Raw genomic sequence first — 16,418 nt, forward strand, 5'->3', positions numbered from 1 at the left:
TATCAGGCATCTATCGCATCATAGACAATGACCTTCTCCCATAAGTGGCTGCAATTTTTAATGAATTCCAGGTGTATCGGATGCGTCTGGTAAACCGCTTGTCCAGCCAGATCTTTAAAGAAAATCAGTTCAGATACAGCCCAGCTGTTATCTACTACCTCACGTTTCTCTGTACTGGCTACAATACCTACTTTAAGGTGATTTACTGTTTCGATGGCTGAAAGTGTTTTTACCCCAGCAACCAACTGGTCACGATCTGCTTTTGAATCTGGATTTTTCAACCAGAAGAAAACATGATGCACTACCGGAAATTCTTCTTTATTTTTCATTTCGTTATGATTTGAAGAGATCACAGGCATTGCCGTTGCTGCGGTTCCCGCAACAAGAACTGCGGCTGTCCCGATAAATTTTCTTCTGTTTGATTTGTTCATTACTTATTATTTAAGTTTACCTCCACTAAGATAGGAAAATGGTCTGAAGGATACTTGCCTTGGTAAGAATCAGTTAAAATCCCCCATCTATTTGCCTTAAAATCTTTCGTTACAAATACATGGTCTATAATTTCAGCACCATCCAGATGTTTGCCGAATTCATTGAAAGAAGGATTGTTTACATAAGGATATTTAACCTGACCATAAGTGTCATTCAGGTAACCAGATTTGGCTAAGGTTAAATACCATTCACTGTCTTGTCCGCCATTTAAATCACCTGTAAACACAGCAGGTTCATTCCCTGCGATTTCTTTCATTTTACGGACGATCAGCTTACTGCTTTCTACCCTTGCAATTTTTCCCTGATGGTCAAAATGTGCGTTGAAATAATAGAATTTGCTGCCAGTTTTTATATCCTGCAATTCAACCCACGTACAAATCCGGTTACAACAAGTAGCGTCCCAGCCTAAACCCGGTTGATCAGGATTTTCTGACAGCCAGAAGTCTCCCTTTTTTAAAAGCTTGAATTTATCTTTTTTGTAGAAAATCGAAGAATGCTCACCACCGTCTTTTCCATCATCTCTTCCACGGCCATAATGTGCATATTCTGGTAAAGCATTATTGATATCGTCCAGTTGGTTTTTAAATCCTTCTTGAATCCCGAAAACATCGAATTGATGGAAACGAAGAAGGTTTGCGACAATTGGAGCTCTTTGTACCCATAAATTGCCGATGTCTCCTTTATTGTCATTACGCAGGTTATAAGTTCCGATAATGAGTTTTTGTGCAAAAAGCTGTGTGCTTAAAAATAAAAGGAAAAGTGCTGTAATACTGGTTTTTCTAATCATAATCTAAATAAATCTGACTAATATAATGATAGTTTTACTAACTGAGGATTGTAAAGACATTTCGCAGCATTATATGTTTTTATCTTAATATAAACTTTATACAGGGCAGTTAATTTTACCGCACACCGATATAAACGTTTTTATGAAGACATGCTCTCTGTTGATCAAAACGCTGCTGTTATACCTGTTTTTTTTCTCCATTACTGGTTGCCGGAAATCGGAAGATAAACCAGACTATCCTGCCGGCAGTCAGGAAAGAATCAACTCCTGGGTACTGGATAGTATGAAAGTATATTATTACTGGAATAGCGGTTTACCCGGAAAACCTGATCTGAATAACGATCCTCAGGCTTTTTTCAAAGGTTTGCGAAATGGTGCTGACCGTTTCTCTGCGCTGGTAAATCCGGATCTTCCGGAAAGCTATCCACCATCTTTAGTACATACTTTAGGATTTGACTGGATTACCTTGCAGACCGGGGATGGACAGTTGCAAACGGTAATCAGCCTGGTCGTTCCCGGTTCCAGAGGTGCAGAGAAAGGATTAACTCGTGGAGATATTGTTAAAACGATTAATGGAACAATACCATCCGCAACTAATATCGCGGCACTAACCACCACGAGTATTCTACAGCAAAGCGCAGAACTCGAATTGGCTGGGAAAACCGGAACAATTAAAATCTCCAGGTTAATCAATTCCGAAGATCCGGTATATACTTATAAGACATTTGAATCTGGTGGTCAAACTTATGGCTACCTGTTTTTAAATTCTTTTGAAGAAAGTGCTTTAGCACAATTGAAAAAGGCTTTTACTTATTTTAAGCAGGAGCAAGTCCGGGAGTTAATTGTTGACCTTCGTTATAATCCCGGAGGTAGTGTACCTGTCGCGGCTACCTTAGCAGCGCTGATCTCTTCCAATGCTACTGAGGGAGCCACTTTCGTAGAATATCGGGGAAATTCAAATGCAGGTTCAAGAAAAAGTAGTTTTGGAGCAGAACTGAATAAGGTTCAAACCGTCCAGAAAGTCAGTTTTTCCGGGCTTTCCAATTATCGTCTGAACCTCAGCAGAGTTTATGTATTGACAGGTGGTCATACTGCGTCTGCGGCCGAACTGCTGATCAATTCGCTAAGGCCTTATCTGACTGTTATTCAATCCGGGCAGCAAACCTTGGGTAAGGATATGGCCAGTTTTGTAATTAGAGACTATAGAAATCCGCAGCTAGTTCCGAAATGGGAAATCTATCCTATGATTTTTAAATTATACAACGCAACCGGAAAAGGGGATTACAGCAACGGGTTAATACCAGATCAAACCGCTGATGAATTGTCAGTACTTCCTTTGAAACCTTTTGGTGATATTTCGGATCCGCTGATCCAGAGTTGTCTTCAAAAAAGTTTTGTCAGTACAGGTCAGGTTAAAACTGAAGCTATCAGTGAAAAACCTAAAATTCTTTTTGATTCCAGGATTTCAGTGGATTTGAAATCAAATTTGACTATCCTCAGGCCAAATTAATAATTGTTTCATTTAAGTTAACATTTAATTAATCCGTAGTTTATATACTACATCATTCTGAAACTTAAATTTGTAAGGTATGACAGTATTAACAAAAGGTATTATTCAGGATTTCATTAATGGTGATGAATATGCTTTTACCCACGTTTATAAGCTGTATTATAAAGATATCAGGGCTTACTGTTTTCAACATACACGTGCTGCTGAACTCGCAGACGAGCTAACCAGCGATGTTTTTCTGCGTCTTTGGGAAGCAAGGGCAAATCTTGACCCTGATCGGGAGCTGAAGCCCTATCTATTTACGATTACTAAAAATGTAACTTTTACCTGGTTAAAGCGTACACTATCCGATCAGAAGATGAAGCTGGCGTTTCGTGGAAGGCACCTGTCTGCCCAGGAAGAGGCAAGTCAGCATGTTGCAATTACTGCGGCTATGGATCTGGCTTTGCTCCGCAAAATTATGGGACGTATTCCTGCTAAGCGCAGACAGACCTTCGAATTATGTAAAATTGACGGATTTACTTATGCTGAGGCGGCTAATATGTTGTCTGTGAGCAAAGAAACTATTAAAGAGCACATGAGTTTAGCGAAGAGAGATCTGAATAAACTTGCGGATGCAGCTGATTACCTTTACCTGTTTTTACCCCTTCTTTTTTCTCTGGATAATTTATTTTAATTCCATCCCCCCTAAAGGGATCGCCCGATAGTATATAGTAGTATGAAGTCGAGCGAGAAAAAGAATCTATACCGTAGGTTTCTTGAAAAGGAATTGAATGCAGCAGAGCTGGATGAGTTTTTCCTGTTAGTAGAAAATGGAGAATTTGATTCGGACTACCTGGATGTGATGCCGATGGTTGAAGGCCATGGTATAGAAATTCCGGTAGCTGCTGAAGAAGATCAGATAATTGCTTCACCAGTTAAAATAAAACCTGTATTCAAGCTTTTTATCAAATTAGCTGTTGCAGCATCCTTAGTACTTGTTTCTGCCTTAGCCTATCTGTCTCATCGTCAGGCAGAAAACCTGAAGCAGCAAGCTTTGTTTACAACCGTCATTGTTCCTGTAGGATCGGTTAAAATTATTACCCTGACAGATCATTCTGTGGTTACCCTGAACTCAGGTTCTGTATTTAAATATCCGGCGGCATTTGCTTCAAATAACCGTAAAGTATTCTTGATTAAAGGAAAAGGTTTTTTTGAGATTGCTAAAGATAAGCACAGACCTTTTACTGTGTATTCGGCAAAATTATCAACTACAGCTTTAGGGACTTCTTTCACTGTAGAAAACTATAAAAAATATCAGCTGGAAAAAATACGCTTATATACAGGTAAGGTTGAAATTGGCAGTCATGAAAAAGGCTTTACAGCTTTAAGGCTGACCCCGGGGCAGCAGTACAGCCAGGTTGGCGATGCAGGCGAAAAATCAGTATTTGATGCTGATGGTCAAATCAAATCTTACACAGAAGATGGTACATTGGAATTCGACAATACAAGCTTAACAGAGGCTTTAGCACAAGTAGCCTCTTACTATAATACTACGCTGCAATTCGAAAAGCAAGATTTTAAAGGCTTTGCCATTAGCGGAAAGTTTAGAAATGAGCCTGTTAAAGATGTGCTTAAAACACTCTTATTTACTCACCATTTAAAGTTTAAAAAAATCCCTGAGGGGTATGTTATTATGAATTGAGCGCTCGATAAACCAGGTACGTTGTACCAACACAAAAAAGAGCAGTACCGCTGGCGGCAGTACTGCTCTTAATTACCGGTCAGACCGGAAAAAAACAATGATAAATTACGATTCACAGGCGCAATAAACCATTCCAAAAGTATGATTATATATTTACTGTCCAAAAAAAAATATACAGTATATCCATTCCAACCCTTACTACTCTTCAGTTTTTTGATTATTTTCTTATCATTTTATAGTATTTCCAAAGCTCAGGGGCAGAGCGGAACCATTACCCTGATGTATAAAAATTGTACCGCTCAGACCTTATTAAAGGATTTAGATAAGCAATCTTCCTTCACTTTCGTATTCGATCCGGCTCAGATGAGCGAGGTTAAGCTTCAAAATATCAGTTATAATCATTTGCCCTTAAAACTTGTACTGGAAGATCTGGAAAAGAAGACCAATCTTAATTTTTCCATGTTAAACTCGAACATTTCTGTCCGCTTAACTGTAAAACCACCTGTAAAAAAGCCAGAGCCGGGAAAAATAACCGGCACAATCAGCGATGAAAAAGGAGAAACTTTTCCAAGCGCGAGTATCAGAGTTATCGAATTGGGGTCTGGTATGCAGAGTGCAGTTGATGGTACTTATGTGATGTCTCTTCCTCCGGGAACTTATACACTGGAAATCAGCTATATTTCTTATCAGACGCAAAAAATTACTGGGGTACAAATTAAGGCAGGAGCAATAACCAAACTGGATATTTCTATGAAACCTGCTGCAAATGCATTAAAAGAAGTGGTCGTAACTTCAGGTTATCAAAAAGCTTCCACAGCAGGATTATATGCAAGGCAGAAAACTGCTGCGGGGATTACTGATGGGATTTCTGCGGCACAGATTTCTCGTACCCCAGATAATAACGTAGGGGCAATTTTAAAGCGTGTGAGTGGTTTAAATGTAGTTGATAACCGTTACGTAGTGGTGCGTGGATTGAGTGACAGGTATAATCAGGCTCAGATAGATGGGGTGACTCAACCAAGTACGGATATGAGTCAGAAGAACTTTGCTTTTGATGCGATACCGGCAGAAATGGTAAGTAGTATAGTGGTCAATAAAACAGCTACACCAGATCTTTCTTCAGAGTTTGCTGGTGGCCAGGTTACCGTGAATACCCTTGATATTCCGGTTCAGAATTTTACACAGTTCCAGGTAGGGACTGGTTATAACAGCAATACCATTGGTAAGGATTTTATACAGGCAGGAAAACGGGGCGGTGCAGAGTTTCTGGGTTTTATGGGAGATGGACACAAGCTCCCGAATGGATTACGTAGTTGGGTGAATAGTAATCAGGGAGGTGTTCCGGATTATGTGGCAGCACAGAGTAAAGCCTTTGATCCTGAGGGTTTCAGGTTTTATCGCTACGGATTTATACCCAATCAGAATTATCGGTTCTCTTTAGGCCGGACTTATCCTTTGAAAAATGGAGTGACCTTTGGTTTTGTAGGTGGGGCCACTTTACGCAATAGCCAGGAAATTACTGATTATATCAGTACCAGAGCTGGTTTTACAGTGCAGGCAATTGACAGTGCAAAAATTCGTCAAAACGGGAATATTTATCAATATAACTCCACTATAAGCGGACTTCTAAACTTTGGTATCCAGGGAAAAGGTTTTAAGATCAGCCTGAGAAACATGTATTCTCATGTCTATAAAAATGATTATTACACTTATACCAGCAGACAGCCTAATGATGAACGGGATACTTTAGAGAGTCGTAGAATTAAGTTTAATCTTCAGGCTCCTGAAAGTACAACAGTGCTGCAACATAAATTGGAAGGGGAGCATACCCTGGACGATTCAGGTATTAAATTAACCTGGAATGGTTCCTATACCAGTGTAGGGCAGCAACTTAATGATCAGCGTAAATTCACAGCTTTTAATTCGGGAACCATAAACGGCCAGTCTTATTATCAGCGTTACCTGGTGGCCAATCCTTACCAGAATGATGGTAATCCTGATTATCGTTTGTATACCGATACCAAAGAAAAAGATTATAACTGGGGACTGAATCTTTCCAGATCTTTTGATTTTCTGAAAGACAAGACTCTGGTGAAAATCGGGTATAGTGGTTTTTATAAAAAAAGAGATTTATCGAGTGTGATCGCTGAAATTTATAATGATTCGCATGATATTCTGGAGGTTGCTCCTTATGAGTATAGTTTACGTCCGGAAATTCTGGGCACTGGGCCGGGGCAGGTATTTTATAATATCCCTGCGGAATTTGGATCACAATTTAGTGGTACATCAAATTCTCATAGTGCTTATGCGATGTTGGATCAGCGGTTGTTCCAGAAGTTGAGAATAGTTTATGGGGTAAGGTATGAAACTTACAAACTGACCAATTTGCAGCTTAAAAGGAAGAGTGGAGATGAACAGGCCAATAAAGATGACAACACAAATTTTCTTCCTTCAGCAAATATTACCTATAGTTTGACTGAAAATCTGAATTTCAGAGCTTCTTATGCAACTACGATCATCAGACCAGATTTTAGAGAAACTTCTGATTTTAACTCTTATGATCCCCGCAGGGACATCAGAATAAGGGGTGGTGATTTAAAAAGTACAAAAGTGAACAACGCGGATGTCAGGTTTGAATGGTATCCTGCCGCTGGTGAAATTATCTCCTTATCAGGATTCTATAAAAAATTTGATAAGCCAATTGAATTGGTTTTTATTCAGGAAATGGCTGTGGATCAATATGCTTTTCAGAATCAGAAATCGGCCATTAACTATGGGCTGGAACTGGAAGTCAGAAAATCATTGAGCTTTATTGCTGACCGTTCCTGGTTACGTAATCTTTCAGTTTTTGGAAATGGAACCATCATCAGATCAAAAGTAAAAGCTATTCAGTATGGCGGAACTGATAATAAAGAACCCAAAGAGGTTCAGTCAACAAGGCCACTTTTTGGTCAGTCTCCATGGATAGCCAATGTTGGGCTTTCTTATACAAAAGATCAGTATGGTGTTAATGTGGTTTACAACAAATCCGGATATCGTACCAATACCATTAATGACAATCCTCAGTCTGTTGAATTTGAAATGGGACGTGACTTAGTGGATTTGCAGTTGTTTACCCGCCTTTTTAAACAAAAAGGAGAGCTCAAACTGAATATAGCCAACCTGCTGAATTCAAAAACTACTTTTTATAAAAACTGGGAAGGATATACGGGTGGTGGTGAGGGTGGATTTACAGCAATACCAGGAAAATCAGAACGATATAATAAAGATGAGGGAGATTTTATCACCTACCAGGCTAAAAATGGTACGAATGTAAGCATGGCATTTACTTATAGATTTTAAACATCAGATTAACGCTCAGAATAATGAAAAATCTCACAAAACAAGTAGTAATTATTGCGATTGCAATGTCTGCAATTGTTGGCTGTAAAAAAGGGGCAGAAGGAAATTTTGAGCGTCAAACCGGAGCGGGTGGCCCTTTTACCGGAGCGGATTCAGTAATTAGTGGAAATATTTCTGTAAGCAGAACATTGAGTCCTGGGAAAGTTTACAGGTTAAATGGGATAGTTTTTGTGACTAATGGGGCTAAGCTTACTATTAAGTCTGGTTCAATATTAACTGCCGGACAAAAAGTAAATTATAAAATTGATCCGGGCCGGGCAATTGTACATCCTGTTGCCGGACTATTGGTCATTACCAGGGACGCATCGATTGATGCACTGGGAAGGGCAGATCAGCCTATTATATTTACCTCGCCAAAAGAATCTTCCTCACGGCTTCCGGGAGATTTTGGAGGCATAGTTATATTAGGTAATTCAAACATCAACAAAAGTTCTGCTCAGGTAATGGATGGTTTACCACGATATGACGCAGATGGAAATTATCTGGGTGTTGATCTATCTTACGGAGGAACTAACGCTACTGATAATTCAGGTAAGTTAAATTATATCCGTATTGAATATGCTGGCAGTAAATTAGCTTCTGATATAGATGGAGGTGGACTTACACTTGCAGGAGTAGGGGCTGGAACAGAAATCAGTCATGTACAAGTATCTTACAGTGCTAGTGACGCATTTGCTTTTTTGGGAGGAACTTTTAATGCAAATTACCTGCTGGCAATTGGTGCTGAAGATGATGATTTTAGCTTTACAAATGGTTATACTGGAAGTATACAATATGCAATTGGTCTAAAAGATCCTGCTACAGCCCATAGTATCGCCGGAGGAGTTTCTGACTCTAATGGTATTGAATCGGAAAATGATCATTCTGGAACGAATTATAATCCGAAAACAAAACCTCATTTATCAAATTTCACGCTGTTAGGTTATGTAAGCACCAACGCTGGAATTCGTGCGGGAAATCGATGGAGGAGAAATTCTGATCTCTCGGTCACTAATTCAATTATTGCGGGTTATAATAAAGGGATAGAGTTTCATACTGGAACAGAGGTTAGCGCAACAGCGGGTGGATTTACAAATAATAATGTTCACGCTTTTAGCAGTGTATTTAGCCTGACAACGGCTATTTCACTAGCTGGAAGTACAAATTTTACCTCAACTGATGTTAATCCTGATGCATTTGTTGGATTAGGAATCAGAGGAGCCAAAAACTTAAATCCCTTCTATTCAACTGCCATTGCAAGTACCTATAATATTAATAATCTGACTCCACGTATTTTATCAAGTACTATTGGAGCAGTTCTCTCTTCGAACAGAAATGAATGGCTATCTGGATGGATACAATTTGCACCACAGACTTCCATAGATTAAGACCTGTTTAAGCTGTTATATCGTCTTTTTATATATTAACTATTTATTTATATATTTTTCGTAAATATCTTTTAATCAATGAATTATTAATGTAAACTTAACATGAAATATCTTTTATCAAAACACAAGACTATTAACTTTATGATTATAAATAAAAACCCAAAAACCAATTAAAAAAAACGATGAAAAAATTCACAAAACAGGCGTTTGCAATTGTTACAATTGCAGCATTCGCAGTCGCTGGCTGTAAAAAAGGATCTGATGGAAATTTTGACCGTCCAAATGGGGCTGGCGGCCCGTTTACAGGAGCTGATTCTGTAATTGTTGGAAACATTTCTGCAAGCAGAACCTTGAGTCCGGGTAAAGTGTACAAATTAAAAGGTGTAGTTTATGTGACTGGCGGAGCTAAACTAACCATTAAACCAGGTACTGTATTAACTACAGGTGATGCTGTAAATTACAAAGTTGATCCTTCATCTGCGGTAGTAAATGCTATTGCTGGTGTATTGGTAATCACAAAAGGAGCTTCAATTGATGCAGTTGGAACACCTTCACAACCAATCGTTTTCACTTCGCCAAAAGCAAGTGGTTCACGTGTAGCGGGTGATTTCGGAGGTGTAATTGTATTGGGACAATCAACTACAAACAGAACTACTGCTCCTCAAATTGAAGGTTTACCAAAGTATGATGAAAATGGAGTTGCATTAGGTGTTGACATCACTTATGGTGGTTCTATCCCAGCTGATAACTCTGGTAAAATTCAATATGTACGTATTGAATATGCAGGTTACAAATTAGCGATTGACAATGAAATTAATGGTTTGACACTTGGTGGTGTTGGATCAGGTACAACTCTTGACCATATCCAGGTTTCTTATGGTGCTGATGATGCTTTCGAATTTTTCGGAGGTACTGTAAACGCAAAATATCTATTAGCAGTTGGTAATGATGATGATGATTTTGATACTGATTTCGGATTCAAAGGAAATATCCAGTATGCAATTGGTTTAAAAGATCCTAGCTCAACACACAGTACAAGTGGTGGTGTTTCGGATTCTAACGGAATTGAGTCAGATAATGACGGTACAGGTACAACTGCATCTCCAAGAACCAAACCCACTTATTCAAACTTTACTTTATTAGGTTATTCAACTACCAGCAACGGATTACGTGCTGGAAACCGTTGGAGAAGAAATAGTGATTTATTTATCACTAATTCAATCATTGCTGGTTATAATACTGCTGCTGAATTCCAAAGCGGTACTGAAACCAGTGCAACTCCAGGTGGATTCAACAACAATAATGTGCATGCATTTACAACTGTATTCAGTCCTGCAACCGCTACTTCTTTAACTGGAAGTACAAATGCAACTTCTACTGATGCTAATCCGGATGCATTTGTTGCATTAGGTATCAGAGGTACAAGAACTTTAAGTCCTTTCTACACAACTGCTGTAGCAGGATCTTATAACTTCAGTAACCTTACTCCAAGAGTTGCGGGTAGCACAAAAGGTGCTGTACTTACTGCTAACCTTAGCGAGTGGAATTCAGGATGGGTACAATTCTCTCCTCAGACTTCTATAGATTAATCTATTCATTTAAATTCTAAGAAAAAGCAGCGTCCCTTTTATAGGGGGCTGCTTTTTCCTTATTCCGACTCTATGAGAATAATTTTTTACTTTATTTTTTCTGTACTGACCCTCTTTTCTTTTTTATCCTGCTCAAAAGGGGAGCCAGTTAAAGACCTTTTATTTGGTAAGCTGGCACTTGTAGATTTCACGCCGGGCGGGATTACAATTATAGCAGGAGCAAATACTAAATTCTCCGGCCAGGTATATAATGAAAGTTTTGTTTCGGGTGGAAACAGGTTCAGGTTCTATGATAAAGACATTTTATTATTAGATACCTCGTTAATGGTTGAAGCTTATAAAAAACATATTTATTTCATGTTTAAGCCGGGTGCGGATAAGACATTGCGCATTTTTGACGAGACTCTGAATGGTTTTGATAAAGAAACGTTACCGGATACCGGATCTGTTAAAATAAGCATAGCTAATTTTTTTACCGCCTTACCCAATAAGGTGAATGTATATTTAACGACAAATACCTATCAGCCACCTATTTTACAGCCGATACAAGTTGCTGAATTTCCTGGTGTTACTCAGTCGTTTTCGGGTTTTAAAGTAATCATTCCCGGAAAAGATCAGTTGCTGCAACAAGTAGAAGCCTTTACACTGGTCATCAAAGATGTTGCGAGTCAAAATGTGCTTAAAACTATCCCATTTACGCTGCCCCGAAAAGTCAACTCAAAAGAATTAGCCAGTGATGTCTATTTGCTCTATGTAAATGACCAGGGTGGCGTGACTACGCTTATGAGTAAGTAAGCGCCTTAAAAAAGAATCATTTTTTAACACTACTATAAATGAAAAAGTTATTACTGTTTTTATTCGTCTTGTTTTCTATACCAGTATTAGGACAGGGACAACCTGCCCTTGAAATGCTGATTTTTCCGAAATATATTGAAGGGGGAGTAGATAACTATATTCGTACGGGTATCCCCTATGTTTACCGCGCCAAAATAACCGGTTTGAAGCCTGGTAAAACTTACAGGTATGAAAATAATCTTGTAAGTTCACCCCAGGCTACAGATAATGGAGTATCTTATCTTTATTTGCTTACGCCAGATAATGTAATCCCAGATCTTCCCGGATATAACAAAGGTGATTTTCACAGACCAATAATCAGATCAAGCGGATCGAATGGTGGAGGTCCTTTTGTCTCTGACTATGGATCGCTTACTACTGATGCATCAGGATCCTATACAGGATGGTTTATACAAGAAACTGTTAAAACAAATCTTCCACCGGGAAAACAACTGTATTTGAGAATTACTCTTAATGATCCTGATGCGGCAGATCCGACAGCTATAGCTTATAAATTACATTCCTCTGAAACAGAAAAACTAACGATCGTTAGTTTAGACCCTTATGAAACACAACTCAAAGGTACAGCGATCCGAAGTACAAGTGCGACTTCAGCAATTGCGAAAAATATGGTCTTCCTTTATGATAATGTAGAAGGGACTGGCCGCCCTGTTGGTGGAACCTACATTGAAGATGATGGCGTTCAGGCTACAGAAGGAAAAGAAGGTGTACAAAATGGACTTGCACCATTTTATTATAGAAATGTGAACGGAGTATCGGGAAGCTGGGGAGCAATGATATTAAGTAGTGATTTAACAGGTATCCGTCGTATTGAACAGCGCAGCCTGGCAGATGGATCATTAGTAGGTTATAACACTTCTGCGGATGGTTCATGGCCCGATGGCGCTAATCCAGGTGCTTTAGTTTCTACGATTTCGACAGAACTAGGCGCTGGTGAAGATGGAGATCTGTCATTAGTTCTTGATGGAACCAAAGTTACCCTTGCATTGCCAAAAACACCACAAACAGTAGCTTTTACCAATACTTTTCCTGCTACATTCAAAGTAGGAGATGCAGATTTTACCTTATCAGCAAGCAGTACTGCTGGCTTAACTGCTTTCCAATATACGGTTGCTCCGGCAGGAATCCTTCAGCTTACCGGGAGTACTGTTAAAATAATAGGAGGGGGAACAGCTGTAATTACGGTTACTGAACCTGGAAATACAACCTTTGATCCGGGGATAGCGACCAAAACTATTATAGTCACTGCAACTCCACAAACTATCACCGGTTTACCAGCTACATTAGCTGCAGTTTATGGCGATGGAAACATCACCTTATCAGCTACAGGTGGTGCAAGTGGAAACGCAGTCACCTATACCTCAGAAAATACTGCGATTGCTGAGCTTACTTCTACTAATCAGATAATAATCAAAAAATCCGGTACTGTCCTGATTAAAGCCAATCAGGCAGGAGGTGCAAATTACTCCCCAGCTGCCGAGGTTACCAGTACATTAACTATTACAAAAGCAAGCTTAAATGTAACTGCCGAAGATAAAACGAAAACACGGGGAAGTGCAAATCCAGTAGCAACATTTACTTATGGGCCTTTTAAAGGTGCAGATGATGCAACCATGATAACAGGAACTCCAGTATTAACTATCCAGGCAGACGCTACATCGCCAGCAGGAATTTATGATATTCTGGTAGATGCTTCCGGCTTAACCTCCGATAAATACACCTTTAATCCAGTCAAAGGAAAACTAACCATTGAAACTAAGAAAGATCAGTTAATAACGCTGAGTAATCTTCCCGCTACTGCCGCTTACGGAGATCAACCACTTAATTTTCAGGCAACCAGTAATACTGTGAATCCAATAACTTTTACCAGCTCTAATCCGGATATTGCAATAGTTGAAAAAGATGTGGCAGGAGAATGGACTGTGAAAATTATTGGAGCAGGCCAGGTAAACATCACAGCCTTACAAGCCGAAGATGCAGCTTATGGACCTGGGATTGCCAGTCAGGAGCTGAACATCGCAAAAATACCTCTAAAGATAATTGCTGATGATAAATCTAAGCTAACGGGAGAAAAGGACCCTGTATTTACGGCCCGTTACGAAGGATTTGTGAATGCCGATGATGCAAGCAAACTCACAAGTATGCTTACGTTTACCAAACAAGCAGATGGAGCTGGGTTTTTAATTGTTCCGGCAGGCCTGACCTCAGCTAATTATATCATCACTTTTGTAAATGGAAAACTAACAGAAGGAAACGTAGCATTTTCACCGTTAAATAAAATTTATGGTGATGCCCCTTTTGATCCCGGTGCAATCAGTGCTGGGGGTAAACCGGCCTACACCATTGCCAATCCAGCCATTGCAATCGTAAATACAGCGGGCCTGTTAGAAATAAAAGGGACTGGCTCTACAACTATAACCGCAACATTCACCTCTGGTGCCTCTGGAACAACTACACTAAAAGTGGACCAGAAGGCCGTTGTAATTACTCCTGATCCAAAAAGCAAAATATATGCAAAAGAGAATCCGGTGTTATCCGTTAGTTATACCGGCCTAGCTTATGGGGAAAATGAAAGCGTTTTAACAACAATACCACAAATCTCAACCCTGGCCACAATAAATTCTGCTGTGGGTACTTACGCAATTAATGCAAGCGCAGCCGCCGCACCGAATTATAAATTCAGCTATCAGCAAGGAGTCCTGACTATTACCAGGGCCGCTCTTGCAGTGAAAGCCGAAGATAAGTCCAGGTTATATGGACAGGAAAATCCTGTATTTAGCTTAGCTTATACAGGTTTGGCCGCTCAGGATAATATCGGTGACTTAAACTTGAATACAGTTGTGGCCACAACGGCAACAACCTCATCGGCTGTTGCAACCTATCCACTAACACCTTCAGGTCTGACAGCAACTACAAATTATACGGTTAGTTATCAACCAGGTTTATTAACTATCATTCCAGCCCCGCTAAATATTAAGGCCGATGATGCGGAACGGGGAGCGGGACAAGCAAACCCCGTATTTACGTTTACTTATACCGGTTTCGTCAATGGAGATAAAGCGGCTGATTTGACTACAGCTCCTTTAGCAGTAACTACAGCTACAGCAGCATCAGGAAAAGGAATTTATCCAATTACAGTTAGTAATGCTGCTGCTGCCAACTATACTATTACTTATACAGCAGGCCAATTGTTTATCAGAAGTTTACCAACAGTTACTTATGCTGATTTACCTGCTGTAAGTTATGGAGATGCGAACTTTGATCCTGCTGCATTTTCAAATTCAGGCGTCCAACCAGTTTATTCTTCTGATAACCTGAATGTTGCTGTGATTGAAAATGGAAAAGTTAAGATTACAGGTACAGGAGCTTCAAATATTACAGCATCTTTCGCTGCATCGGCTGATTTTGTAGCCACGACAGTCAGTAAACCACTCACTGTTTCGAAAAGAGCACTGATTGTCAGAGTTGACAATAAAACAAGGCTTTATGGACAAGCAAATCCGGTTTTAACAGCTACCTATGATGGTTTCGTAAACGGGGAAACTATAGCAACCGCTATTTCTGCACCAGCTTTACTCACTACAATTGCTAAACCATTATCCCCTTCAGGTACTTATATCATTTCTGGTGCTGGCGCATCTGCCTTAAATTATAATATTAGTTATGAACCAGGTATTTTATCAATTGATAAAGCCGTTCTCAAAGTAACTGCAGATAATAAAACCAGGATCTTTGGAATTGACAACCCAGAATTCACTTTTAAATACAGTGGTTTTTTAAATGCTGAAAATGAAGCTGTTATTCAGAACCCGCCATTAGTATCAACTGAAGCTATAAAAAGTTCGGCTGCAGGTACTTATCCTATTGTCCCTTCTGGCGGTTCAGCAGACAACTATACTTTTAGTTATGTGAATGGAACATTGACTATAAATGCGACCACCAGAACTATTACCATGGATGCGCTCCAGGCAAAAGCAGTAGGAGATGCTGATTTTACACCCGATGTTATCTTAACTAGCGGGGAAACGCCAGTTTTTAGTAGCGCTGATCCAGCAATTGCAACTATCGTTGACAATAAAGTTCATTTGGTCAGTGCTGGAAATGTGATGATCACAGCAACAGCTCCGGTTAATTCAAATTACGGAACTACTCCGGCTGTGAGCCGTTTGTTAGTCGTTAATAAATTGCCGCAGACGATTACTTTCGAAAGTATCCCTGCGTTGCAAATTAATGGTACTTATACCTTAAAGGCTGTGTCAAGCTCTGGCTTACCAGTAACCTATAAAGTAACCAATCCGGATTATGTTTCGTTAACTGGTGGCCAGCTTAAAGGACTGAGGATTGGTAAAACTCAAATAACCGCTATGCAGACAGGAGATAACCGCTATGCAGCTGCTCAAATGATTGTACAAGAGTTGCAAATTACAGATGCGGTTGGGGAGGCAATCAGGGTACATCCTGCACTATCAATTAATGGAGATGGAGTGAATGAATTCCTTTCAATTGATGGAATCAGGGACTTTCCATTGAATAAAGTGACAATTATTAACAGGAACGGCCTTAAAGTATTTGATATAGAGGGATATGACAATGAGCAGCATGTGTTTCTTGGGAAATCAAAATCCGGAGAGAACTTGCCTCAGGGTACCTACTTCTGTCTGATTGAATACCAGTCTGATAGCCATGTGAAGCGTAAAACGGGCTACTTTATCCTTAAATACTAATTCTTAAC

General features: G+C 39.6%; 10 protein-coding genes. 8 read left to right on the plus strand and 2 right to left on the minus strand.

Features of this window, described 5'->3' with window-relative positions; translation table 11 throughout:
• Positions 1-2: 2 nt before the first annotated feature.
• Together ABIB30_RS11440 and ABIB30_RS11445 are read right to left on the minus strand one after the other, a co-directional pair.
• The gene (locus tag ABIB30_RS11440) at positions 3-431 is read right to left on the minus strand and encodes a Dabb family protein (RefSeq protein WP_354302107.1); all 429 of its coding nucleotides are present in this window, start codon (positions 429-431) and stop codon (positions 3-5) included.
• Positions 431-1,279, minus strand: coding sequence for an endonuclease/exonuclease/phosphatase family protein (locus tag ABIB30_RS11445; protein WP_354302109.1), 849 nt, complete (start codon positions 1,277-1,279; stop codon positions 431-433). The genes ABIB30_RS11440 and ABIB30_RS11445 overlap by 1 nt, the downstream gene beginning before the upstream one ends.
• A gap of 142 nt (positions 1,280-1,421) precedes the next feature.
• Between ABIB30_RS11445 and ABIB30_RS11450 the strand changes: the two genes are divergently transcribed.
• From ABIB30_RS11450 to ABIB30_RS11485, 8 genes are all read left to right on the plus strand, one after another.
• Positions 1,422-2,789 (plus strand): S41 family peptidase, encoded by a 1,368-nt coding sequence (locus ABIB30_RS11450; RefSeq protein WP_354302111.1) that lies wholly within the window; start codon positions 1,422-1,424, stop codon positions 2,787-2,789.
• 79 nt (positions 2,790-2,868) lie between these two features.
• Positions 2,869-3,465 carry an RNA polymerase sigma factor gene (locus ABIB30_RS11455; protein ID WP_354302113.1) on the plus strand — a complete coding sequence of 199 codons (597 nt, stop codon included), beginning with the start codon at positions 2,869-2,871 and terminating at the stop codon, positions 3,463-3,465.
• 42 nt (positions 3,466-3,507) lie between these two features.
• A complete protein-coding gene (locus ABIB30_RS11460; protein ID WP_354302115.1) occupies positions 3,508-4,473 on the plus strand; it encodes a FecR family protein in 966 nt (321 codons plus the stop codon).
• A 141-nt stretch (positions 4,474-4,614) separates the two neighbouring features.
• Entirely contained in the window at positions 4,615-7,815 is a 3,201-nt protein-coding gene (locus ABIB30_RS11465) for a TonB-dependent receptor (RefSeq protein WP_354302117.1), read from the plus strand.
• 23 nt (positions 7,816-7,838) lie between these two features.
• Positions 7,839-9,242 carry a beta-helix domain-containing protein gene (locus ABIB30_RS11470; protein WP_354302118.1) on the plus strand — a complete coding sequence of 468 codons (1,404 nt, stop codon included), beginning with the start codon at positions 7,839-7,841 and terminating at the stop codon, positions 9,240-9,242.
• Between the two features lie 182 nt (positions 9,243-9,424).
• Entirely contained in the window at positions 9,425-10,831 is a 1,407-nt protein-coding gene (locus ABIB30_RS11475) for a beta-helix domain-containing protein (RefSeq protein ID WP_354302119.1), read from the plus strand.
• A gap of 72 nt (positions 10,832-10,903) precedes the next feature.
• Positions 10,904-11,626 carry a hypothetical protein gene (locus tag ABIB30_RS11480; RefSeq protein WP_354302120.1) on the plus strand — a complete coding sequence of 241 codons (723 nt, stop codon included), beginning with the start codon at positions 10,904-10,906 and terminating at the stop codon, positions 11,624-11,626.
• A gap of 38 nt (positions 11,627-11,664) precedes the next feature.
• Positions 11,665-16,410 (plus strand): MBG domain-containing protein, encoded by a 4,746-nt coding sequence (locus ABIB30_RS11485; protein ID WP_354302122.1) that lies wholly within the window; start codon positions 11,665-11,667, stop codon positions 16,408-16,410.
• Positions 16,411-16,418: the final 8 nt, after the last annotated feature.

Source organism: Pedobacter sp. UYP1 (genome assembly GCF_040547305.1).
GTDB lineage: Bacteria > Bacteroidota > Bacteroidia > Sphingobacteriales > Sphingobacteriaceae > Pedobacter.

Bases quoted from the DNA above. Each gene is read 5' to 3' on its own strand.
- ABIB30_RS11475 (WP_354302119.1), top strand. From the start codon at position 9,425: ATGAAAAAATTCACAAAACAGGCGTTTGCAATTGTTACAATTGCAGCA.
- ABIB30_RS11485 (WP_354302122.1), top strand. From the start codon at position 11,665: ATGAAAAAGTTATTACTGTTTTTATTCGTCTTGTTTTCTATACCAGTA.
- ABIB30_RS11450 (WP_354302111.1), top strand. From the start codon at position 1,422: ATGAAGACATGCTCTCTGTTGATCAAAACGCTGCTGTTATACCTGTTT.
- ABIB30_RS11465 (WP_354302117.1), top strand. From the start codon at position 4,615: ATGATTATATATTTACTGTCCAAAAAAAAATATACAGTATATCCATTC.
- ABIB30_RS11440 (WP_354302107.1), bottom strand. From the start codon at position 431: ATGAACAAATCAAACAGAAGAAAATTTATCGGGACAGCCGCAGTTCTT.
- ABIB30_RS11470 (WP_354302118.1), top strand. From the start codon at position 7,839: ATGAAAAATCTCACAAAACAAGTAGTAATTATTGCGATTGCAATGTCT.
- ABIB30_RS11460 (WP_354302115.1), top strand. From the start codon at position 3,508: ATGAAGTCGAGCGAGAAAAAGAATCTATACCGTAGGTTTCTTGAAAAG.
- ABIB30_RS11445 (WP_354302109.1), bottom strand. From the start codon at position 1,279: ATGATTAGAAAAACCAGTATTACAGCACTTTTCCTTTTATTTTTAAGC.
- ABIB30_RS11480 (WP_354302120.1), top strand. From the start codon at position 10,904: ATGAGAATAATTTTTTACTTTATTTTTTCTGTACTGACCCTCTTTTCT.
- ABIB30_RS11455 (WP_354302113.1), top strand. From the start codon at position 2,869: ATGACAGTATTAACAAAAGGTATTATTCAGGATTTCATTAATGGTGAT.